The sequence below is a fragment of the Sphingomonas sp. 1185 genome (assembly GCF_040544655.1).
GTDB lineage: Bacteria > Pseudomonadota > Alphaproteobacteria > Sphingomonadales > Sphingomonadaceae > Sphingomonas.
The window spans coordinates 11,789-34,993 of the sequence record NZ_JBEPKL010000026.1 but is presented as its reverse complement, the minus strand read 5'-3'; the positions used below and the strand labels follow the sequence as shown (position 1 = coordinate 34,993).

At 67.1% G+C, this 23,205-nt stretch carries 18 protein-coding genes; 12 read left to right on the top strand and 6 right to left on the bottom strand.

Translation table 11 applies throughout. The features are described from left to right. The first annotated feature begins 8 nt into the window (after positions 1 to 8). The gene (locus ABIC44_RS15325; RefSeq protein WP_354296424.1) at positions 9 to 392 is read left to right on the top strand and encodes an Mth938-like domain-containing protein; all 384 of its coding nucleotides are present in this window, start codon (positions 9 to 11) and stop codon (positions 390 to 392) included. Here the strand turns inward: ABIC44_RS15325 and ABIC44_RS15320 are convergent. Beyond that, positions 374 to 1,570, bottom strand: coding sequence for a glycosyltransferase (locus ABIC44_RS15320; protein ID WP_354296423.1), 1,197 nt, complete (start codon positions 1,568 to 1,570; stop codon positions 374 to 376). The genes ABIC44_RS15325 and ABIC44_RS15320 overlap by 19 nt on opposite strands. 234 nt (positions 1,571 to 1,804) lie before the next feature. Here ABIC44_RS15320 and ABIC44_RS15315 point away from each other — a divergent pair, with 234 nt between their 5' ends. Next, the gene (locus ABIC44_RS15315; protein ID WP_354296422.1) at positions 1,805 to 3,250 is read left to right on the top strand and encodes a S41 family peptidase; all 1,446 of its coding nucleotides are present in this window, start codon (positions 1,805 to 1,807) and stop codon (positions 3,248 to 3,250) included. Between the two features lie 61 nt (positions 3,251 to 3,311). Here the strand turns inward: ABIC44_RS15315 and ABIC44_RS15310 are convergent, their stop codons facing one another. Continuing rightward, entirely contained in the window at positions 3,312 to 4,136 is an 825-nt protein-coding gene (locus ABIC44_RS15310; protein ID WP_309697043.1) for a pirin family protein, read from the bottom strand. A 180-nt stretch (positions 4,137 to 4,316) separates the two neighbouring features. On the opposite strand from ABIC44_RS15310, the gene ABIC44_RS15305 reads away from it, so the two are divergent. The 7 genes from ABIC44_RS15305 (at position 4,317) to ABIC44_RS15275 (ending at position 15,355) form a co-directional block, all read left to right on the top strand. Continuing rightward, positions 4,317 to 5,252, top strand: coding sequence for an outer membrane protein assembly factor BamD (locus tag ABIC44_RS15305; RefSeq protein WP_354296421.1), 936 nt, complete (start codon positions 4,317 to 4,319; stop codon positions 5,250 to 5,252). Between the two features lie 214 nt (positions 5,253 to 5,466). Further along, positions 5,467 to 7,131 (top strand): DNA repair protein RecN, encoded by a 1,665-nt coding sequence (recN, locus tag ABIC44_RS15300; protein WP_309701167.1) that lies wholly within the window; start codon positions 5,467 to 5,469, stop codon positions 7,129 to 7,131. Between the two features lie 138 nt (positions 7,132 to 7,269). Continuing rightward, positions 7,270 to 7,398: a hypothetical protein gene (locus tag ABIC44_RS15295; protein ID WP_354296420.1), complete on the top strand. Its 129-nt coding sequence runs from the start codon at positions 7,270 to 7,272 to the stop codon at positions 7,396 to 7,398. Between the two features lie 92 nt (positions 7,399 to 7,490). After that, the gene (gene ligA / locus ABIC44_RS15290; protein ID WP_354296418.1) at positions 7,491 to 9,623 is read left to right on the top strand and encodes an NAD-dependent DNA ligase LigA; all 2,133 of its coding nucleotides are present in this window, start codon (positions 7,491 to 7,493) and stop codon (positions 9,621 to 9,623) included. A 329-nt stretch (positions 9,624 to 9,952) separates the two neighbouring features. Further along, entirely contained in the window at positions 9,953 to 13,300 is a 3,348-nt protein-coding gene (locus tag ABIC44_RS15285) for a TonB-dependent receptor (protein WP_354296416.1), read from the top strand. 121 nt (positions 13,301 to 13,421) lie between these two features. Next, a complete protein-coding gene (locus tag ABIC44_RS15280; RefSeq protein WP_354296414.1) occupies positions 13,422 to 14,561 on the top strand; it encodes a sensor histidine kinase in 1,140 nt (379 codons plus the stop codon). Continuing rightward, positions 14,558 to 15,355: a LytR/AlgR family response regulator transcription factor gene (locus tag ABIC44_RS15275; RefSeq protein ID WP_307100485.1), complete on the top strand. Its 798-nt coding sequence runs from the start codon at positions 14,558 to 14,560 to the stop codon at positions 15,353 to 15,355. Before ABIC44_RS15280 ends, ABIC44_RS15275 begins: the two co-directional genes overlap by 4 nt. A 206-nt stretch (positions 15,356 to 15,561) precedes the next feature. Here the strand turns inward: ABIC44_RS15275 and queE are convergent, their stop codons facing one another. The 3 genes from queE to ABIC44_RS15260 all read right to left on the bottom strand — a co-directional run bounded on the left by queE (position 15,562) and on the right by ABIC44_RS15260 (position 17,981). Then, positions 15,562 to 16,194, bottom strand: coding sequence for a 7-carboxy-7-deazaguanine synthase (queE, locus tag ABIC44_RS15270; protein WP_354296413.1), 633 nt, complete (start codon positions 16,192 to 16,194; stop codon positions 15,562 to 15,564). A 4-nt stretch (positions 16,195 to 16,198) separates the two neighbouring features. Beyond that, positions 16,199 to 16,894, bottom strand: coding sequence for a 7-cyano-7-deazaguanine synthase QueC (queC, locus tag ABIC44_RS15265; protein ID WP_309701154.1), 696 nt, complete (start codon positions 16,892 to 16,894; stop codon positions 16,199 to 16,201). A gap of 235 nt (positions 16,895 to 17,129) precedes the next feature. Then, positions 17,130 to 17,981: an ABC transporter permease gene (locus tag ABIC44_RS15260; RefSeq protein WP_354296412.1), complete on the bottom strand. Its 852-nt coding sequence runs from the start codon at positions 17,979 to 17,981 to the stop codon at positions 17,130 to 17,132. An 87-nt stretch (positions 17,982 to 18,068) separates the two neighbouring features. Between ABIC44_RS15260 and ABIC44_RS15255 the strand changes: the two genes are divergently transcribed. Further along, positions 18,069 to 18,719, top strand: a complete 651-nt coding sequence (locus tag ABIC44_RS15255) for a GcrA family cell cycle regulator (RefSeq protein WP_354296411.1) — start codon at positions 18,069 to 18,071, stop codon at positions 18,717 to 18,719. Between the two features lie 171 nt (positions 18,720 to 18,890). Here the strand turns inward: ABIC44_RS15255 and ABIC44_RS15250 are convergent, their stop codons facing one another. Next, the gene (locus ABIC44_RS15250) at positions 18,891 to 19,751 is read right to left on the bottom strand and encodes an outer membrane protein (RefSeq protein WP_309697063.1); all 861 of its coding nucleotides are present in this window, start codon (positions 19,749 to 19,751) and stop codon (positions 18,891 to 18,893) included. A 150-nt stretch (positions 19,752 to 19,901) separates the two neighbouring features. On the opposite strand from ABIC44_RS15250, the gene parE reads away from it, so the two are divergent. Together parE and ABIC44_RS15240 are read left to right on the top strand one after the other, a co-directional pair. Beyond that, positions 19,902 to 21,881 carry a DNA topoisomerase IV subunit B gene (gene parE, locus ABIC44_RS15245; RefSeq protein WP_354296409.1) on the top strand — a complete coding sequence of 660 codons (1,980 nt, stop codon included), beginning with the start codon at positions 19,902 to 19,904 and terminating at the stop codon, positions 21,879 to 21,881. 99 nt (positions 21,882 to 21,980) lie between these two features. After that, positions 21,981 to 23,171 (top strand): aspartate aminotransferase family protein, encoded by a 1,191-nt coding sequence (locus tag ABIC44_RS15240; RefSeq protein ID WP_354296408.1) that lies wholly within the window; start codon positions 21,981 to 21,983, stop codon positions 23,169 to 23,171. Positions 23,172 to 23,205: the final 34 nt, after the last annotated feature.

Here is a 23,205-nt window from a genome sequence, read left to right as displayed (position 1 = left end):
CCGGGCGCATGAGCGACTCGATCCGAATCACCCGCGATCCGACCGCCCCCGGCCCGATCGTCCGTGGCTTTGCCGCCACGGGCTTCCGGGTCGGGGAGATCGCCTACCCTTCGCTGCTGCTCTCGCCCGACTGGCATGAGCCGTGGAGCCCGCCGCCCTTCGAGGCGCTGGATGCCCAGGCGGTGGCGTCGCTGATCGACGAAGCGCCGGAATTCCTGTTGCTTGGCACCGGCGCGACGCTGCGCCGCGCGCCGCGTGCGCTGATCGAGGCGCTGGAGGCGCGCGGACTGGGCGTCGAGGCGATGGACAGCCGTGCCGCCGCGCGCGCCTGGGGCGTGCTGCGCTCCGAGGGGCGCAAGATCGTCGCCGCGCTCTACCCGCTCGACGCCTGACCGGCCGCCTGGCGGCGCGCGACCAGCCCCGCCAGATGCGAGTGAAGCGCCGCGGCATTGGCGGCCCAGGTAAAGTCGCGCACCGCCGCGCGCACCGTCCAGGGGTCGGGCGCCTGCTCCAGCACATCGCGGATCGCATCCGCAAAGGCTTCGGCCTCGGGCGCGATGATTCGCCCCGCCGTGCGGCTGGTCACCACATCGCCCGCCCCGCCCGCCGGCGTGATGACGATGGGCGTCCCGCAGGCGAGCGATTCGACCCAGGCATTGGCAAGCCCCTCGGATGCCGAGGCCAGCGCCATCACATTGGCCGCCCCCAGCAGCGGCGGCAACGCCTGGTGCGGGATGCCGCCGACCAGCTGCACCCGCTCGCCCATGCCCAGCCGGGCGACCTGTGCGGCGAGCGCGTCACGCTCCGGCCCCTCCCCCACGATCAACAGCTCGACGCCGGGCAGCCGGGCGACCGCATCGATCACCACATGATGCCCCTTGCGGGGGATCAGCGCGCCCAGCGAGACGACCAGCGGCCCCCGGATTCCCAGCGCCTGTTTCGCGGCGGGCCGGTCGATCGGCTGGAAGATCGCCTGGTCGACGCCGGTATGATGGACCCGTATCCGTTGTCGCGCCACGCCGAGTGCGGCGACGTCGTCGGCCATCGCATCGCTGACCGCCAACAGCCCGTCCGCCCGCGCCGCCGCCCTGGCGACCTGATGGCGGGTGGCCGGGGCCCGCCCCCAATGATGGATGTCCGCGCCGCGCGCCTTGATCGAGACCGGCACGCCATAGCGCCGCCCCAGCGCCACCGCCGCCGGGCCATCGGGAAAGAAGAAGGAGGCATCGATCACGTCGAAACGCTGCTCCTCCCACAGCCGGTCGAGCAGCGGGCACAGCGCCCGGACCAGCGCGGCGACATGGAACCGCCCGCCCGTCCCCGGCAGCGTCACGAAGCGCGGCCGGGCGACCGACAGCCCATGCCATGTCTCCGCCACCGGCAGCCCGGCCTGCGCCCGGAACCGGGCGGCGCGCGCCAGCGGCCAGACCGGCAAGCCGATCGGCGCGACCACGCGCACCGAAACACCGGGCCGCTGCGCCAGCGCCGCCGTCTGCCGCTCGACGAAAATGCCGAAATTGGGGCGGGTGGCATCGGGAAACAGGCTCGACAGGGTCAGGACGTTCAGCATCAATCCTTCAACTCCGGTCGGCGCGCCCACGATGCGCGACGCTCATCCTAGCCCGGAAACGGGTGGTGGCAAAAACCATGACCGCGAAAGATGATGGACATGCGATCATCTTGCGCGATCAAATACCCATCCTGACTCGCCACAGTTAAGAATTGTTCATCAACGCGACAGATCGTCCCTGACACAGTTACGGCCATGGGCTATCCAGTCCAGACCAACAGGGTGGGACATTTCATGACGCGATTCGGACGTTTGGGCACGATGCTGGCCCTGGCCGCGACGCTGGCGGGCTGTGGCGGCGATGGCGGGTCGAACACGATCACCCCTTCGGGCGGGGGCGGCTCGGGAAGCGGCTCGAGCGGCACCGCGACGAACGGCTGCTCGCTGCGCAACCGACAGAACTGGGTCGCGGCGCAGATGAACGAATGGTATCTCTTCCCCGAGACGCTGCCCGCCAGCCTCGACCCGACCCCCTATTCCACCGTCAGCGACTATATCGACGCGCTGACCGCGACCGCACGGGCGCAGCGCAAGGATCGCTATTTCACCTACATCACCTCCATCAAGGAGGAGGATGCCTATTATAATTCGGGTGCGGATGCGGGCTTCGGCTTCCGCCTGACCGCCGACGCCTCGCAGACCAGGCTGATGGTCGCCGAATCGTTCGAAAGCGGCGCCGCGCTGGCCGCCGGAATCGATCGCGGGACCGAGATTCGCGGCATCGGCACCACGACCGCCAATATCCAGTCGATCGCCGACATCGTTCGCGCCGATCCGAACAACGGCCTGTCCAACGCGCTTGGTCCCGATACGGCGGGCACCAGCCGCGTGCTCCAGGTCGCCGACAGCTCGGGCAATGTCCGCACCGTCACGCTGACCAAGTCGGCCTTCACCCTCCAGCCGGTGTCGCCCAATTACGGCACCCAGGTCATCGTCGAGAACGGCCAGCGTTACGGCTATATCAATCTGCGCACCTTCATCAGCACCGCCGATCCGCAGCTGCGCGCCGCCTTCGCCACCTTCAAGCAGCAGGGCATCACCCAGGTCGTCGTCGACCTGCGCTATAATGGCGGCGGTGCGATCACCATCGCCGACCTGTTCAACAACCTGCTGGGCGGCAATCGCCAGACGTCGGACGTGATGGGCTATACCGCCTTCCGCGCCAGCAAGGCGTCGAACAACACCACCACCTATTTCGCCCCCCAGGCCGAATCGATCGTGCCGACCCGGCTCGCCTTCATCGGCACGGGCGGCACCGCCTCGGCCAGCGAATTGGTGGTGAACCGGACGCTGCCCTATATGGGGTCGAACACCGGGCTGATCGGCGCCAACACCTATGGCAAGCCGGTGGGCCAGATCGCGCTCGACAAGAGCGAGTGCGACGACCGGCTGCGCGTCATCGCCATCTCGGTCCAGAACGCCAATCAGCAGGGCGGCTATTATAACGGCCTGGCCAGCGTCGTGCCTGCCAGTTGCAAGGCGGGCGACGACCTGACCCGCAAGATGGGCGACCCGCAGGAGGCCTCGACCCGCGCCGCGCTGGACTTCCTCCAGGGCAAGACCTGCACTCCGATCAGCGCCTCGACCGCGACGGCGCAATCGCTGTCGGGCGGCGCGCGCAAGCTGCTCCAGCCCGAACGCCCCTCGGTCGCGCAGCGCGACGTGCCGGGCCTGTTCTGATACGAAAACGCCCCTCCGGCCAGGCGGCGGGAGGGGCGCTTTTCCGTCCGGGACCTCCGGCTTACAGCCGCTGCGTCCCCGCATAGGCGAACAGCGCATCGCCGTCGCCCGACAGCGTCACCGTCTCGGCGCCGGTGACGGTCAGGCACTGGCCCGCCTGGAACGCGACGCCCGCGACCTCGCCCGATCCGGTGATCGGGATCAGCCAGGCCGTCCGCCCCTCGGGCAGCGCCACGGCATGCTCGCCCGCCGCCCAGCGTTCCAGCACGAATTTCGGCCCCTCGACCAGGATATCACGCCCCTCGCCCGCCGGCCCCGGCGAGACGATCGGCTGATAGGGGGTCAGATGCGCGACATCGACCCCGTCCTCCAGATGCAGCTCGCGGTCGCTGCCATAGTCGTAGAGGCGGTAGGTGGTCTCGCTGTTCTGCTGCACCTCGATCACGGTCAGCCCGGCGCCGATCGCATGGATGGTGCCCGACGGCGCGTAATAGAAATCGCCCTCCTTGACCGGCACCCAGTCGAGATCGGCCTCGACCGAGCCGTCGCGGGCGTCCGCGCGCAGCTGTTCCTTGGTCATCGGCGCCTTGGGGCCCAGCGCGATGGTCGAATCGGGTTCGGCGGTCAGGATAGTCCAGCATTCGTCCTTGCCGCGCGGCAGGCCACGGGCATGAGCCTGTTCGTCGTCGGGATGGACCTGGACCGACAGCTTCTCGCTGGTGAACAGATATTTGATGAGCAGGTCGGGCGAGGTGTCGCCCGGCGCCTGGAACCAGACCTCGCCGATCGGCGCGCCGTCGGCGGGCGCATCCTCGAAGCCGGGATACAGGGTATGGCGGCCCCAGGGCTTTTCGACGCGGTGGGTATGGAGCAGCGTGGCGGGCATGGGTCTATCTTCCTTCCGATCGGGCGACGGGAAAACCGTCGGCGCCATGGGCCGTTCCGCCCTGCCCCGCCCATGCCGCGACCCATATGTCAATGGCAAGCCGCGTCGTTTCGCATCCGTCGCAGACGCATGTGCGGAAGGACTGTTCCCCGCCGTCCGGCTGCGCTAAGGACATGCGCGATGCGTAACCCCCGTTCCCGTGCGCTGTCGCTGGCGCTCATCGCCGCTCTCGCCCTTCCGATCGCGGGTTGCGCCCGCAACCGTACCCGCACCGACCTGCCTTATGTCGCGCGCGACGTCGGCACGCTCTATACCGCCGCCAAGAACCGGCTGGATCAGGGCCGCTACAAGGAGGCCGCGCTGCTGTTCGACGAGGTGGAGCGTCAGCACCCCTATTCGATCTGGGCCCGCCGCGCGCAGCTGATGAGCGCGTTCAGCTATTATCTGGGCCGCGACTATACCCAGTCGATCCAGTCGGCGCAGCGTTTCATCTCGGTCCATCCCGGCAATCGCGACGCGCCCTATGCCTATTATCTGATCGCGCTCGGCTATTATGAGCAGATCCAGGACGTCACCCGCGACCAGAAGATCACCCGCCAGGCGCTCGACGCGCTGGGCGAGCTGATGCGCCGCTATCCCAATTCGCGCTACGCGGCCGATGCGCGGCTGAAGGTCGATCTGGTCAACGATCACCTGGCGGGCAAGGAAATGGAGATCGGCCGCTTCTACGAGGACCGCCACCAGTGGCTGGCCGCGTCGATGCGCTTCCGCACCGTGGTCGACAAATACCAGACGACCAGCCACACGCCCGAGGCGCTGCTGCGGCTGACCGAGACCTATCTGGCGCTGGGCGTGCGTCCCGAGGCGGAGCGGGCCGCCGCCGTGCTGGGCGCCAATTATCCGGGTAGCGACTGGTATAACCGCGCGTACAAGCTGATGCGCGAATATCCGGTCGAGACGATCCCGCCGATCCAGCCGGGCCAGCCCGTGGTGCCGCAGGGCACGCCGGGTTCGGTCAATGTCACCCTGCCGGGCAGCACGGGCAACGCCACCCCCAGCGCCGCTGCACCGGGCCGCCCGACCCCGACGGGCAACAACAGCTCGCCGACCGGCTAAGCCTTTTTCCTCCCCTGCAAGGGGAGATGGCAGGCCGCTGGCCTGACGGGAGGGGTGTGGCGCGCTCGACAGGGCGCCCCCCTCCGTCAGCTTCGCTGCCCCCCTCCTCCCGCAGGGGAGGAAGGCCATGTATCGCGCCCCACCCGAACAAATCGGGATCATTTTCGCGCAGGGGGGATAACATCGCGCGGCATTTGGCTTTATATCGCGCCCCATGCTGACCGCGCTGTCCATCCGTGATGTCGTGCTGATCGAGGCGCTCGACCTCGATTTCGGCCAAGGCCTGGGCGTCCTGACGGGCGAGACGGGCGCCGGCAAATCCATCCTGCTCGACGCGCTGGGCCTGGCCCTTGGCGGGCGCGGCGACAGCGGCCTTGTCCGCCATGGCGCGGGCCAGGCGATCGTCACCGCCAGCTTCGAGCCCCCCGCCCCCGACAGCCGCCTCGCCACGATCCTCGACGATGCGGGCATCGCGGTCGAGCCGGGCGAACCGCTGATCGTCCGCCGCCAGGTCAAGGCCGATGGCGGCAGCCGGGGCTTCGTCAACAGCCAGCCCGCCTCCGCCGCGCTGCTGCGCGAGATCGCGCCCTTCCTGGTCGAGATCCACGGCCAGCATGACGATCGCGGGCTGCTGAACCCGCGCGGCCACCGGATGATGCTCGACAGTTTCGGGCGGATCGACACCGGCGCGGTCGCCGCCGCCTGGACGAAGCTGCGCGAGGCGGAGACGGCACTGGCCACCGCGCGCGAGGAGATCGAGACGGCGGCGCGCGACCGCGAATGGCTGGAACATGCGGTCGCCGAACTCACCAAGCTCGCCCCCGAACCGGGCGAGGAGGAATCGCTGGCCGACCGGCGGCGCACCATGCAGCGTTCGGAAAAGATCGCGGGCGAACTGTCCGCGATCGAGGACCATTTGCAGGGCTCCGACGGCGCGCTGGCGGGACTTCGCCAGGCGGCCCGCGTGCTGGAACGGATCGGCGAGGATCACCCCGCACTGGCCGAGGCGCTGGCGGCCATCGACCGCGCGGTGATCGAGGCGTCGCTGGCCGAGGAGCGGCTGGCCGATGCGCATCGCGAACTCGCCTATGATCCCCGCGCGCTGGAGGAGGACGAGGCCCGGCTGTTCGAACTGCGCGGCATGGCGCGCAAGCACCGGGTTCAGCCCGACGACCTGGCCGAACTGACCGAACAGCTGCGCGGGCGGCTGGAGCGGCTGGATGCGGGCGAAGAGGGGATCGGTCGGCTGGAGGCCGCCGTCGCAACCGCGCGCGCGTCCTATGACAAGGCCGCGGCCCAGATTTCCAAGGCGCGCACCGCCGCCGCCGAACGGCTGGATCAGGCGGTGAAGAGCGAACTCGCCCCGCTCAAACTGGACGCCGCGCGGTTCCGCACCGTGGTCGCCACCGTCGAGCCGTCCGGCTGGTCGGCGGCGGGCAAGGACCGGGTCGAGTTCGAGATCTCGACCAACCCCGGCGCGCCCTTCGCCCCGCTGATGAAGATCGCCAGCGGCGGCGAATTGTCGCGCTTCATCCTGGCGCTGAAGGTCGCGCTGGCCGAGGAAGGCGGCGCGACGACGATGATCTTCGACGAGATTGATCGCGGCGTCGGCGGCGCGGTCGCCTCCGCGATCGGCGACCGGCTGCACCGGCTGGCGCGGCGGACCCAGTTGCTGGTCGTGACCCACAGCCCGCAGGTGGCGGCGCGCGGCGCGGCGCATCTGCTGATCGCCAAGAGCCATGACGGCACCGTCACCCGCACCGGGGTCCGCGCCTTGAGCGAAGCGGAACGGCGCGAGGAGATTGCCCGGATGCTGTCGGGCGCGACGATCACCGACGAAGCCCGCGCCCAGGCCGACCGACTGCTCGAAACGCTGTAGGGCGACGCCAATTCGATTTTATATTTGATACCGATCCGGTATGGAGGCGATGCGTTCGATCCTTGCGCACGCCTTGAACGGATTCATCGCATGTCTGTCCCCCTGCCTTTGACGCCCGCTCCGCCCAGTGCAAACGATATGACGGCATTGGTGGCGGGAATGCGTTCCTGCCTGGCGCTGGCGGATCGACTCGACCTGCCGATGGTCGGCATCCATCTGGAACAGGCCCGGTCATGGCTGATCGCCCATGGCTATGACGAGGCATAGCGCCATCCCCAAGATACGCCCGTTCCTCGCGACGCCGGACTGACGTCATCGCGGTCTTGATCCCCCGGCGGGGGGTGGACTAGCACGGCGGCGTGACTGCCCTCCCCGCCCTGCCGCAAACCGATCTCGAAGCCGCCGCCGATCTGGAGGCGCTCGCCCGCGAAATCGCGCATCATAACCGCCTCTATCACACCGAGGACGCGCCCGAGATTTCGGACGCCGACTATGACGCGCTGGTCCGCCGCAACGCCGCGATCGAGGCGGCCTTCCCCCATCTCGTCCGCAGCGACTCGCCCAGCGTCCAGGTCGGCGCCGCCCCCGCCGCGCATCTGGCCAAGGTCGCGCATGCCCGGCCGATGACCAGCCTCGACAATGCCTTCACCGACGAGGAGGTCGAGGAATTTGTCGGCCGCGTCCGCCGCTATCTGAAGCTGCCCGACGACGCGCCCGTCACGCTGACCGCCGAGCCCAAGATCGACGGCCTGTCCTGCTCGCTGCGCTATGTCGACGGACGGCTGGTCCAGGCGCTGACCCGCGGCGACGGCGCGATCGGCGAGGACGTGACCGAGAATGTCCGCACCATCGCCGACATACCCCAGACCATTCCCGCGCCGGGCGTGTTCGAGGTGCGCGGCGAGGTCTATATGAGCAAGGCCGATTTTGCCGCGCTCAATGCGAAGCTGGCGCAGGAGGCGGCCGAGACGGGCAAGGAGGCGCGCCAGTTCGCCAATCCGCGCAACGCCGCCGCCGGTTCGCTGCGCCAGAAGAACCCCGCGATCACGGCGGGCCGCCCCTTGCGCTTCCTGGCGCATGGCTGGGGCGAGGCGAGCGAGGTCGCGGTCGACAGCCAGTTCGACATGGTCGAGACCTGGCGCCGCTGGGGCTTTCCCATCGCCGACGCCTTTGCCCGCGTGCCCGATGCCGCCGCCGCGCTGGCCATCTATCGCACGATCGAGGCGCAGCGCGCCGACCTGCCCTTCGACATCGACGGCGTGGTCTACAAGGTCGACCGGCTCGACTGGCAGGCGCGGCTCGGCATCGTCGGGCGCACCCCCCGCTGGGCGATCGCGCACAAATTCCCCGCCGAGCGCGCGCAGACCACGCTGGAGCGGATCGACATCCAGGTCGGCCGCACCGGCGCGCTGACCCCGGTCGCGCGGCTGGAGCCGGTGACGGTCGGCGGCGTGGTCGTGACCAATGCGACGCTGCACAATGCCGACGAGATCGAGCGGCTGGGGGTGCGCCCCGGCGACCGAGTCGTCCTGCAACGCGCGGGCGACGTCATCCCGCAGATCGTCGAGAACCTGACCCGCGACGTGGCCCGCGAGCCCTTCGTCTTCCCCGACCACTGCCCCGAATGCGGCAGCCTGGCGACTCGCGAGGAGGGCGAGGTCGTCATCCGCTGCACCGGCGGGCTGATCTGCCCGGCGCAGCGCGTCGAACGCCTGATCCATTTCGTGTCGCGCCATGCTTTCGACATCACCGGGCTCGGCCTGGTGCGGATCGAGGATTTCTTCCGCGACGGCCTGATCGCCTCGCCCGCCGACATCTTCCGGCTGCACCGGCACCGCGAGGCGCTGATCGCGCGCGAGCGCATGTCCGAACTGGTGGTCGACAAGCTGCTGGCGGCGATCGACGCGCGGCGTGACATATCGCTCGACCGTTTCCTGTTCGCGCTGGGCATCCGCCATGTCGGCGAGATCACCGCACGCGATCTGGCACGGCGCTTCGTATCGATGGCGGGCTTCCGCGCGATGATCGATGCCGCGCTTCAGGTCCGGGCCGACACGGTGCCCGCGCTGGGCGAGCCCGAGCGCAAGTTCGAGCTGCGCCGCCAGCGCGCCATCGTCGCCGCGATCGACACCCCCCAGATCGGCCCCGAAGTCGCCGATGCGCTGCTCGACTTCTTTGCCGAGGAGCATAACCGCGCGGTCGTCGACGACCTGCTGGGCGAGGTGACGCCCGCCGACACCGTTCACCAGACCCGCGAGTCGGAGGTCACCGGCAAGACGCTGGTCTTCACCGGCACGCTCGAAACCCTGTCGCGCGACGAGGCCAAGGCCCAGGCGGAGGCGCTGGGCGCGCGCGTCTCGGGATCGGTCTCGGCCAAGACCGACCTGGTCATCGCCGGGCCGGGCGCCGGATCGAAGCTGAAAAAGGCGCAGGACCTGGGCATCCGGGTGATCGACGAAGCCGCCTGGAACGACCTGGTCGCATCCAGCTGACCCTGCGCGACGCCGCCGCCGAATCATGACGGCGGCGTCACCTTCGCAACGACGGTCGAGCGCGCTTATCGGCCCTTGCGTGTCGCCACCGAGCGCGCCGCTCGGGCCTTGCGAACCGGAAAATTGCCGCGATCCGAATGCGATGGCGCTGTGATCGCTCCCATTACCGTTGCCAAACTGCAACGCCCGCCAATTGAGTGATCACCCCCCTGTCGTAAGCGTGAACTTTGTCACATAACGGCAATGTTCGTCAGTCAGGGGCACGCTCAACCGAGCCGGAAAACACGGCCGGACCGCGCCGCTTCGCGCGAAAAGGGGACCTTTTATCTATGCGTAATTCGCTTTTCCTGGGCGCGGCCATCGTCGCGCTCGCCATTCCTGCGGCAGCCGCCGCGCAGGAAACGACCTCCTCTATCCGCGGCAACATCACCGCGAACGGCGCGCCCGTGGCCGGTGCGACCGTCACGATCGTGAACGTCCCTTCGGGTACGACCACATCGACGGTGTCCGGCGCGGACGGTTCGTTCTCGTCGACCGGCCTGCGCGTGGGTGGTCCGTTCACCGTCACGGTGACCGCGCCCGGCTATCAGGAAACGCGCGTTACCGACATCTTCACCGTGACCAGCCTGCCCTATGAGCTGCCGGTCGAACTGGCCGCCGATGGTCAGGGCGGCGGTGAGATCGTCGTGACCGCATCGTCGATCGCGGGTGCGGGCACCAAGAGCCTGGGTCCGGTCACCGTCCTGACCGCCGCCGACATCGCCAAGGTCGCCAGCGTCAATCGCGACATCCGCGACCTGATGCGTCGCGATCCCTTCGCCCGTCTCGACTATGCCTCGGGCTCGGGCCGCGCCGTGTCCTTCGCCGGTCAGAATGCGCGTTTCAACCGCTTCTCGGTCGACGGCGTGCCGATCACCGACAATTTCGGCCTGAACCCCGACGGCCTGCCGACGCGCCGCAGCCCCGTACCGCTCGACGCCATCGGCCAGTTCCAGACCAAGGTCGCGCCCTATGACGTGCGCGAAGGCAATTTCCAGGGCGGCGCGATCAACGCCATCCTGAAGTCGGGCACCAACGAATTCCACGGCACCGGCTTCTATTCCTATTCGTCGAACAAGCTGACCGGCAACGAGACCAAGGCGGGACCGGGGGTCCCCACCGGCCGCGTCAACCTGCCCAAGTTCAAGATCGAGAATTTCGGCGCCGAGCTGTCGGGTCCGATCATCAAGGACAAGCTGTTCTTCATGGTCGCCGGCGAACGTATTCGTGCGGGCACCCCGATCGTCGAAGGCACCGTCGAGAACAACGCCGGTACGGTCATCCCGAACGCTGGCGACACCGGTGGCCTGCTGACCAACGCGACGGTCAACCAGATCACCTCGATCGCGCAGTCCAGGTACAACTACAATGCGGGCGGCGTCCTGAACAACTCGCAGGACAGCGACGACCGCCTGACCGCCCGCCTGGACGCCAACCTGTCCGATACGCAGCGCGCGTCGCTGACCTATCTCTATACCAAGGATTCGATCCGCTATAACCAGAACGCCTCGGTCACCGCGCCGAGCCTGGGCCTGGAATCGAACGGTTATATCGGCAGCAACCGCCTCCACACCGGCGTGTTCCAGCTGAACAGCGACTGGTCGGACGAATTCTCGACCGAATTCCGCGCTTTCTACAAGGATTACAAGCGTGGTCAGGACCCGGTTCTGGGTCGCGGCTTCGCCCAGTTCCAGGTTTGCGCGGCACCGACCTCGGACCGTTCCAACCCCGGCTCGGCGGGCGCCAACGCCTCGACGACCTGCGCGCCCGGCTATGCCTCGGTCTATCTCGGCCCGGACGTTTCGCGTCAGTCCAACTCGCTGACCAGCCGCACCTATGGCGGCTTGCTCCAGGGACGCCTGAACCGCGACAATCATGACCTGCGCATCTTCGTCGATTTCCAGGACACGAAGATCGAGAACGTCTTCCTTCAGCGCACGGCGGGCGATTATTATTTCGACTCGATCGCCGACTTCCAGGCGGGCAATGCCCAGCGCCTGCGCTACGGCAACGCGGTGCCGAGCCTGAACCCCGTCGATGCGGCGGCACGCTTCCGCTACCAGTCCTATGCGTTCGGCATTCAGGACAATTGGCGGATCACCGACTGGTTCAGCCTCGATTATGGCATCCGTTACGACATGTATGGCGGTCATAGCCGTCCGGCGTTCAACCAGGCGTTCTTCAACCGCCTCGGCTATGCCAACACCGCCTATATCAGCGGTCGGGGCATCGCCCAGCCGCGTATCGGTTTCGACCTGCGTCCGACCAAGGACCTGTCGATCCGGGGCGGCGTCGGCATCTTTTCGGGCGGTTCGCCGGACGTCTATGTCTCGAACAGCTTCTCGAACACCGGCTTCCTGTCGAACGCGATCGACATTCGCCAGAACAATGACGGTTCCTATTCGGGTACCGGCCTGCCGGCGGGCGTCGGTGCCGCCGCGCTGACCAACGTCAACGGAACGCAGATTCCGGGTGCCGTGAACAACTATCTGAACGCGGGCACGATCTCGGCGACCTCGCCGACCAACGCGCTCAGCCCCAACTTCAAGCTGCCGTCGCAGTGGCGTTCGACCCTGTCGTTCGACTATGCGCCCGACGCGCTGCCGGGCTTCAACTTCGGTGCCGACTTCTTCTACTCGAAGGTGCGCAACCAGGTGTTCTTCACCGATGCGCGCGTCGTGCCGACCGCCCTGCGCACGCCCGATGGCCGTGTTCGCTACGCGTCGCTGACCTCGTTCACCGACACCAATTCGGACCTGATCCTGACCAACACGACCCGTGGCCGCAGCTATATCGCGGTCGCGCGGGTCGACAAGACGTTCGATCTGGGCCTGAACCTGGGCGCCAGCTTCACCTATCAGGACATCAAGGATCAGGCTCCGGCCACCTCGTCGACCGCCAGCTCCAACTATGGCAACGGCGCGTTCCTCGATCCCAACGGCGCGGCCTATGGCATCTCGAACGAACAGGTGAAGTACAACATCAAGTACAACCTGACCTTCGAGCGCGCCTTCTTCGGTGACTACAAGACCACCTTCGCGCTGTTCGGCGAAACCCGCATCGGCCGTCCGTATAGCTGGACCATGCAGGACGCCTCGAACCAGCGCAGCCCGGTCTTTGGAACGATCGGTTCGTCCAGCCGCTATCTGCTGTACGTGCCGACCGGCATCGACGATGCGCGCGTGTCCTATGACAGCACTGCGACCCGCGACACCCTGAACGCGCTGATCAACTCCACCGGCCTGTCGAAGTATCGCGGCCAGATCGCACCACGCAACGCGTTCAACTCCAAGTGGTTCACCAAGATCGACCTGCATCTGGCGCAGGAAGTTCCGACCGGTCTGGGTGCGTCGCGCATCCAGGTCTTCATGGACATCGAGAACTTCGCGAACCTGCTCAATAAGAACTGGGGTCAGCTGCGTCAGTACAGCTTCCCCTACACGCAGGCGGCGGTGCGGGTGCAGTGCCTGACCACGCCGGTCGCGACCGGCACGGCCGGGGGATCGGCGGTCGCCACCACCTCGAGCCAGGCTTGCGCCCAGTATCGTTACCTCGCGCCCAACTCGACGCCGACGGACACGATCTCGTCGCAGGAGTCCCTCTACCAGATCCGCATCGGCGCGCGTTTCAGCTTCTAAGCTGACGCGTCCGGCGACGGACCCTTTCGGGCCGCCCCTCCTCCGGGAAGGGCGGCCCTTTCTTTTGCCCGTGCCCCAATCTTTGCCCTTCGCCTGTGGTCCGTGTAGATGTCGCCCGGCCATGGCCACCCATTTGCCCGTCGCGACCAGCACCGCTTCGCCCGCCGCCGCCGACCAGCTGTCGGTGCGGCCGTTTTTCGAGAACAAGGCTCGCGCCTTCTGGATACTCCAGGCGGTCGGCTGGTCCGGCTATCTAGTCCAGCGTTCGGTGGTCGGCGTCTCCAACGGCTTTTCGCTGGAGAAGATCATCCCGGTGATCATCGAGGCGATCCTGGGCTATTGCATCACGCTGCTGCTCTCGACCCTCTATGGCTATTACCGGCGGCTGCCGCGTATCGCGGGGGTGTTCCTGACGCTGGCGACGCTGGCGGCCGCGACCTTCCTTTATGCCGCGCTCAACGCCTTTTCCTTCTCGTTCATCACCACGACCCAGCCGGGGGTCACCGTCTCGCTGCTGATCGGCAATCTGTTCATCACCTTCGAGGTGCTGGCGGGCTGGTCGGCGCTCTATTTCGCGATCAACTATTATCTGATCGTCGAGCACCAGATCGACGAGATGCGCGCGCTGGAGCATCAGGCGTCGTCGGCGCAGCTGGCGATGCTGCGCTACCAGTTGAACCCGCACTTCCTGTTCAACACGCTCAATTCCATCTCGACGCTGGTGCTGCTGAAGCAGACCGAACGGGCCAATGCGATGTTAAGCCGGCTGTCAGCCTTCCTCCGCTACACGCTGGCCAATGAGCCCACGGCGCATGTGACCGTGGCGCAAGAGGTTGAAACGCTGAAACTCTATCTGGAAATCGAGAAGATGCGCTTCGAGGATCGCCTGCGCCCGAGTTTCGAGATCGACCCGCGGGCCGAACGCGCCCGGCTGCCCTCGCTGCTGCTCCAGCCGCTGGTCGAGAACGCTATCAAATATGCCGTCACCCCGCAGGAAGAAGGCGCCGATATCCGCGTCGATGTGCGATTGGTCGGGCAACGGGTGCGGATCGCCGTATCCGATACCGGTCCCGGCTTGCACGAGGTGCGTCATTCCTCAAGCGTTTCGACCGGCGTTGGGCTGTCCAATATCCGCGAACGGCTGGCCCAGGCTTATGGCCCGGATCACCGCTTCGAATCCCGCTCCGCGCCGGCTGGCGGATTCTCGGTCGAGATCGAGATCCCCTTCCAGCTTGAGAATGTGAACAGAGAGGCCGCATGACCATCCGTACCATCCTCGTCGACGACGAGCCCCTGGCGATCCAGGGACTGGAGATCCGTCTCCAGGCGCACGAAGACGTCGAGATCATCGAGCGCTGCTCGAACGGGCGCGAAGCGATCCGCGCGATCAAGACGCACAAGCCCGACCTCGTCTTCCTCGACATCCAGATGCCCGGTTTCGACGGTTTCTCGGTCATCCAGGGGCTGATGGAGGTCGAACCGCCCTTGTTCGTCTTCGTCACCGCCTATTCCGACCATGCCCTGCGCGCCTTCGAGGCGCAGGCGGTCGATTATCTGATGAAGCCGGTCGAGGAGGCGCGACTCGCCGACACGCTCGACCGCGTGCGCCAGCGGCTGAACGAGAAGCGCGGCGCGGGCGAGGTCGAGAAGCTGAAGGAAGTGCTCGCCGAGCACGCCCCCGAAGCGGTCGCCGACCTGAACGAAGGCGGCGAGGTCGCCGCCAGCCGCTTCGAGAAGCTCATCAACATCAAGGATCGCGGCCAGATCTTCCGCGTCGATGTCGACACGATCGAGATGATCGAGGCGGCGGGCGATTATATGGTGATCAACACCGGCGACAATTCGCTGGTCCTGCGCGAGACGATGAAGGACCTGGAGAAGCGACTCGACCCCCGGCGGTTCCAGCGGGTGCACCGTTCGACCATCGTCAACCTGGACCTGGTCAAGCAGGTCAAGCCGCACACCAATGGCGAATGCTTCCTGCTGCTCGAGTCGGGTGCGCAGGTGAAGGTCTCGCGCAGCTACCGCGACGTGGTGGCGCGGTTCGTTCACTGATCGTAACCCCCTACCTCCGTTCGCACTGAGCGAAGTCGAAGTGCACGTTCCACGTTGGGTTAGCGTCGGGCGTGGCCTTCGACTTCGCTCAGGCTGAACGGAGGATGGGATTACGCTGCAAAAACAAACGCGGGACGGGTTGATACCTATAGCCGTTCACGCTGAGCGAAGTCGAAGCGCACGCTTCAACGCCAGCCAAACAGCCCCTACCGCAACCCCAGCATCTTGTGCGTCTGGAGCGTCAACCGCCAGCGCGGCCGCTCCATGACCATGGCGATACACGCCTCGCGATTCGCCTCCGCACGCGGATCGTCGAGCGGCTGGAGCAGATGGTTGGCAAAGTCCCAGCCTTCGACCTCCGCCGGGTCGATCCCCGCCTGGGGCCAGACCAGCTTCAATTCCTGCCCGGAGCGCTGGACGACCTGCGACCCCGCCTTGGGGCTGATGCACACCCAGTCGATGCCCGGATGCGCTGAGATCGTCCCATTGCTCTCGATCGCGATGAAGAACCCCGCCGCATGCAGCGCCTCGACCAGCGCGTCGTCGACCTGAAGCATCGGCTCGCCCCCGGTCAGCACGACGAAGCGCTGGTCGCGCGTCGCGCCCCAGAAACCCTCGACCGCCGCGACCAGCGCCGCCGCATCGGCGAAGCGCCCGCCGCCCAGGCCGTCGACCCCGACGAAATCGGTGTCGCAGAATCGGCAGATCGCGTTCGCCCGGTCCTGCTCGCGCCCCGACCACAGGTTGCACCCGGCAAAGCGCACGAACACCGCGCGCCGCCCCGCCTGCACCCCCTCGCCCTGGAGCGTCAGGAACATCTCCTTGACGGCATAGCTCATGGCCTCAGCCCTGCGGCTTGACCGCATAGGCGGTGGGATCGGGAATGCCCGCTTCCTCGAAGCCGCGCGAACGCAGGCGGCAGCTGTCGCACTCGCCGCAATGCAGCCCCTCGGGCGTCGGGTCGTAGCAGGACCAGCTGATCCCCATGTCGACGCCCAGCCGCGTACCTTCGCGCACGATGTCCGCCTTGGTCATGTGCTGGAGCGGCGCGTGGATCTTGAACGGCTGGCCCTCGACGCCCGCCTTGGTGGCGATCTCGGCCAGCCCCTCAAAGGCGGCGATGAATTCGGGGCGGCAATCGGGATAGCCCGAATAGTCGAGCGCATTGACCCCGATGAACAGGTCGCGCGCGCCCGCCGCCTCGGCCCAGCCCAAAGCCAGGCTGAGGAAGATGGTGTTGCGCGCCGGGACATAGGTGATGGGAATGCCCGGCTGCACCCCGTCCTTGGGCACGTCGATATCGGCGGTCAGCGCCGACCCGCCGAACGCCGACAGGTCGAGCGGCAGGACGATATGCCGCTCGGCCCCCAGCGCCTCGGCGACGCGCGCGGCGGCGGCCAGTTCGACCTTGTGCCGCTGGTTGTAATCCACCGACAATGCGAGGATGCGATAGCCTGCGGCCTTGGCCGAGGCGGCGGAAATCATCGAGTCCAGCCCGCCCGAAACGAGCACGACCGCCATGGGAGCAGAAGATGTCATGATGGGGTCCTCCGCTACGCCCATTGGCGCGCGCTTGCAATGCCGCTTGAATCACCGGGCGCGAAAGGCCGGGACCGCCTGGCCCGATTCCCCGAGGGGCATCGACGACGCAGGCGGTCCCGCTAAGGACCTGAACCGGGCATGCTGACAACCCGGCCAAGAGGAGGTTCCGCTGCTGGAGCAGAGAGTCAGGAATAGCCGCTCTATGGTGAAAAAGCGGTTAAGCCGCATGGACTTAATTTTTAAGTTTCCAGCCTTTGCGCAACAGCGCATAGCATAGCACCGCCATCGCGACGTCGATGCCCAGCACGATCGCGCCGCCCAGCGTCACCGGCGAATCGGCCAGCCCCAGAAAGCCGTAGCGGAAGCCCGAGATCACATAGAAGAACGGGTTGGCATGGCTGATCGCGCGGAACGTCGGGGCGAGGCCATCGACCGAATAGAAGGTGCCCGACAGCAACGACAGCGGCACGACCACGAAATTGGTGACGGCGGCGGCATGGTCGAACTTCTCCGCCCAGATCGAGGTCAGCACGCCCAGCAGCGCCAGGAACACCGAGCCCAGCAGGCCGAACCACAGCACCGCGAAAAAGGCGTGCGGCGTCACATGGACGCCCGGCCAGATCGCCATCGCCGCCCAGACGGTCACCCCGACCAGCACCGCGCGCGTCACCGCACCGCCAACCAGCGCGGCCAGCAGCTCGGCGGTGGACAGCGGCGGCATCAGATAGTCGACGATCGTGCCCTGGATCTTGCCGACCAGCAGCGAGAAGCTGGCATTGGCGAAGGCGTTGTTCATCATCCCCATGACGATCAGGCCCGGCGCGATGAAATCGGCGAACGGCACCTGCATCCCCGCCACCGGCACGGCATGACGCCCGCCCAGCGCGGTGGTGAAAATGATGAGGTAAAGCAGGGTCGTGACCGACGGCGCCCAGATCGTCTGGAGCTGCACCTTGAAGAACCGGCGCACCTCCTTGATATAGAGGGTTCGCAGGCCTCCCCAGTTGATGTTCCGGATCACGGGCTCACCAGGGGCGGCGCGCACCGCCGAGTGGATTTCGCCGATTGGGGGCTGGCTGCTCATCGCCATAGCGCGTAACCGTTGCCGTGGCCGCCCGCAACCCGGTACAATGACTGGCCGGTGCGATGATGAAGTGAGGAAAGGTTTCGAATGTCGTGGACCGATGAGCGGATCGATACGCTCAGGACGATGTGGGAGGCGGGACAGACCGCCAGCCAGATCGCCGAAGCATTGGGCGGGGTCAGCCGCAACGCGGTGATCGGCAAGGCGCATCGCCTGGGCCTTCAGGCGCGTCCGTCGCCGGTAAAGGCCAACGAGCCCGCCGCCGCCCCGGTGGCCGAGGCGCCCGAGCCGGTTCCTGCCGCTCCGCCGCCCGCCCCGGAGCCCGAGCCCGAACCCGTGCGCGCCGAACCGGCCGCCTCCGCCGCGCCCGAACCCGCCGCCGAACCGGCGCGTGAACCGCAGCCGATCCTGCGCTCGGTCGGCCCGGGCGGCTTCGTCCGCCAGTCGCCCGGCGAGCAGCAGCCCCCGCCCTCGCCCGCCCCGCCGCGTCGCCTGGTCCCCGCCAAGCCCAGCGCCGAGATTGCGGGCAAGACCTCGCTGCTCGACCTGAACGACCGCATCTGCAAATGGCCGATCGGCCATCCGGGCGAGCCGGACTTCCACTTCTGCGGCGAAAAGGTGAATCCGGGCTTCCCCTATTGCGTCGAGCATTGCGGCCACGCCTATCAGGCGCAGCTGCCCCGCCGCGACCGTCGCCCGCCGCCGCCGCTGCCCTTTGGCGGCCCGCGCGTCCGCTGATCCGGGATCGATGAGAAAAGCCCGCCGCTCGGAATGACCGGCGGGCTTTTTCTTGTTTGGGGTTCGCTCAGGGTGAACGGAGGTCCGGATCAAGCCAGCCCCTCCGCCCACGCCGAGCGAAGTCGAAGGGAACGCCCCGCCGCTTCCTCGAGCGGCAGGGCGCCCCCATCATCAGAAGCGGAACGCCGCCGTCGCCCGCAGGCTGTGCCAGCGGAACTTGTCGTCCGACCGGCGAATGTCGGTGCCCGCCGTATTGGGCGCCAGCACGAACGGATTGGTCGCGGGCGCGGACCCCTGGGTCACGCGGACGCGGGTCTCGTCGTCGTTATACTGGTGGTACATATATTCCATGCCGATCGAGAAGTTGCGGCCGATCTTCTGCTCGATGCCGCCACCCCCGAGAAAGCCGAACCGGTTGCGATCGCCGCTGATCGCAAAGGCATTGGCGGTGTTGGACGTGGTGAAGGTCCGGTTGATCCGCGCATAGCCGCCGCCGAAGGTGCCGTAGAACAGCGTGTTGTTCGCCGCATAGCCCGCGCGTCCGCGAACCGAGGCTTCCCAGTCGATGCTGCGGGTGAAGGTGTACCAGGCGGGCGTGGTGGAGAAGCCCGAGACGCTGTCGGTGATCTCCGACTTGCCGAACTCGCCGACCGCGCCATAGACGATGTTGCCGACCTGATGGTCGATGCCGACCCGGCCATAATAGGCGATGCCGTCCTTGTCGTTATTGCATCCGGTCGCCGCATTCTGGGGCGACAGGTTGCTGCGTGCCGCGCCGTTGCAGAAGCCCGGCGAGAAGGCGTTGGCGCCGGTCGAGGTCGTCACGACATCGCCGAACCGGCCGTCGCCGTTGCGATCGAACAGCAAGCGCGAGCCGACATCATTGGGCTGCACATCGTAACCGAAGCTGCCGCCGACATAGACGCCCGAAAACGGAGCCGCATCGTCCCCCGTCGCATAGCTGTCCTGCGCCATCGCCGGCGCGGCGAACAAGGCCGAGGCCGCAGCGCCCGCCATCCAAAACTTCACCATAAATTCTCCCGTGTCCCTTGGCTAAGGTTCCGGGGGAACGGACGGATGCGACCGAAATATCCCGCGACTTAACGTAAGCAAAGTTTTGTCGCATTTGCGAGGTGCAGGCGGCGCTGGCGCACCGGCCTTACAGCCCCTATAGTTCCCGTTATGTCCAATGACCTGTTCGCGGGCACGCCCCGCACCCAGCCCGCCTATGACGCCTCCTCGATCGAGGTGCTGGAAGGGCTGGAGCCGGTGCGCCGCCGCCCCGGCATGTATATCGGCGGCACCGACGAACGCGCGCTGCACCACCTGGCCGCCGAGGTCCTCGACAATGCGATGGACGAGGCGGTGGCGGGCCATGCCACCCGGATCGAGGTCAAGCTGGAGCCGGGCAACCGCCTGACCATCGTCGACAATGGTCGCGGCATCCCGGTCGACCCGCACCCCAAATTCCCCGACAAGTCGGCGCTGGAGGTGATCCTGTCGACGCTGCATTCGGGCGGCAAGTTCACCGGCAAGGCCTATGCGACCTCGGGCGGCCTGCACGGCGTCGGCGTGTCGGTGGTCAACGCGCTGTCCTCGGACACGGTGGTCGAGGTCGCGCGCGAGCGGATCCTCTATCGCCAGCGTTTCGCGCGCGGCGCGACGCTGGGGCCGCTGGAGACGGTGGGGGCCGCCCCCAACCGGCGCGGGACCAGCGTCGCCTTTACCCCCGATACCGAGATTTTCGGCCCCGAACTCGCCTTCAAGCCAGCCCGGCTGCACAAGCTGGTCCGCTCCAAGGCCTATCTGTTCGCGGGCGTCGAGATACGCTGGCACTGTTCGCCCGCGCTGATCACCGACGACACGCCCGCCGAGGCGGTGTTCCAGTTCCCCGGCGGCCTGGCCGATCACCTGAAGGAACAGCTGGGCGGCCGCGAATGCGCCACCGCCGATTTCTTCTCCGGGAACCAGGAGTTTCCGGGCGAACAGGGCCGCGTCGAATGGGCGGTCGCCTGGCCGCTGTGGAGCGACGGCAGCTATAGCTGGTATTGCAACACCATCCCGACCCCCGATGGCGGCACCCATGAACAGGGGCTGCGCCAGGCGCTGGTCCGGGGCCTGCGCGCGTTCGGCGAGCTGGTGAACCAGAAAAAGGCCAAGGACATCACCGCCGACGACGTCATGGTCGGCTCCGAGCTGATGCTGTCGGTCTTCATCCGCGAACCGCAATTCCAGAGCCAGACCAAGGACCGGCTGACCAGCCCGGAGGCCGCCAGCCTGGTCGAAAAGGCGGTGCGCGACCATTTCGACCATTATCTCTCCGCCAATATGGAGCGCGGCAAGGCGCTGCTCGGCTATGTCCTCGACCGGATGGACGAGCGCCTGCGCCGCAAGGCAGAGCGCGAGGTCAAACGCAAGACCGCCACTTCGGCGCGCAAGCTGCGCCTGCCCGGCAAGCTGACCGACTGTTCGGCGGACAGCCCCGAGGGAACCGAACTGTTCATCGTCGAGGGCGACTCGGCCGGCGGCTCGGCGAAACAGGCGCGCGACCGCAAGACCCAGGCGATCCTGCCGATCCGCGGCAAGATCCTGAACGTCGCCAGCGCCACCTCGACCAAGATCCTGCAGAATCAGGAAATCGCCGACCTGACGCTGGCCATGGGCTGCGGCACGCGCAAGGATTGCGACCCGACCCAGCTGCGCTACGAAAAGATCGTCATCATGACCGACGCCGACGTGGACGGCGCGCATATCGCGACGCTGCTGATGACCTTCTTCTTCCAGGAAATGCCCGACCTGGTCCGTCGCGGGCATCTCTATCTCGCCCAGCCGCCGCTCTATCGCCTGACGGTCGGCGCCAAGTCGCTCTATGCGCGCGACGACGCCCACCGTGCCGAGCTGGAACGCACCGCCTTTCGGGGCAAAAAGGTGGAGGTCGCCCGCTTCAAGGGCCTGGGCGAGATGAACCCCGGCCAGCTGCGCGAAACCACGATGGACCCGGCGACCCGCAGCCTGATCCGCATCACCCTGCCCCAGGAATATGAGGAACGAGCGGGCGTGAAGGATCTGGTCGACCGGCTGATGGGCAACAACCCGGCGCACCGCTTCGCCTTCATCCAGGAGAATGCGGCACGGCTGGACGAAGAGGTGATCGACGCCTGACGCGATGACGGGAGCGGTGTTGTCTCGCTTTTGGTGATCGGCTATCGTGACGAAGGGCGGCCCATTGAGCCGCCCTTTGCTGTTTGAAGGAGACGTCCCGTGACCATCACCGCCCTGATGCCCGTTTACCCACGGTGCGGGGTGCGTCCGGTCCGAGGCGAGGGCGTCTATCTGTATGGCGAGAATGGCGAGCAGTATCTGGACTTTGCCGCCGGGATCGCGGTGAACGCGCTGGGCCATGGCCATCCGAAACTGGTCGAGGTGATCGCCAAACAGGCCGCGACGCTGATGCACGTGTCCAACCTGTACGGCAGCCCGCAGGGTGAGCATTTCGCGCAGCGGCTGGTCGATTCGACCTTTGCCGACACGGTGTTCTTCACCAATTCGGGCGCGGAAGCGGTCGAGTGCGCGATCAAGACCGCGCGCCGCTATCACTTCGCCAATGGCAATCCGCAGCGTCATACGCTCATCACGTTCAACAACGCGTTCCATGGTCGGACGCTGGGCGCGATCTCGGCGACCAACCAGCCCAAGATGCGCGACGGGTTCGAGCCGCTGCTGCCCGGCTTCGCCTATGCGCCGTTCGACGATCTGGAGGCGGCGCTGGCGCTGATCGACGAGAACACCGCCGGTTTCCTGGTCGAACCGATCCAGGGCGAAGGCGGCCTCCGCCCCGCCAGCATGGAATTCCTCCAGGGCCTGCGCAAGGCGTGCGACGAGCATGGCCTGCTGCTGGTGCTGGACGAGGTGCAGTGCGGTTACGGTCGCACCGGCAAGTTCTTCGCGCATGAGCTGTACGGCGTGACGCCGGACATCATGGCGGTCGCCAAGGGCATTGGCGGCGGCTTCCCGCTGGGCGCGTGCCTGGCGACCGAGGAAGCGGCCAAGGGCATGGTCATCGGCACCCACGGCTCGACCTATGGCGGCAACCCGCTGTCCATGGCGGCGGGCGAGGCGGTGCTGGACGTGATCCAGGAGCCGGGCTTCCTCGAACATGTCGAGGCGATGGGCCAGCGGCTGCGCTCCACGCTGGAGCAGATGATTCCGAACTTCGATCATCTGTTCGAGGAAGTGCGCGGCCACGGGCTGATGCAGGGGCTGAAGATGAAGAGCGACAGCCGTCGCTTCGTCGCGCATTGCCGCGACCATCACGGTCTGCTGCTGGTCGCGGCGGGCGAGAACGTCGTCCGCATCCTGCCGCCGCTGACCATCGACGAGAGCCATATCACCGAGTTCGCGACGAAACTGTCCGACGCCGCGCGCGTCTACGTCCCCGCCGCCGACGATTAATCCCTGCCACCCCGGCGGCACGAAACCACCGGGG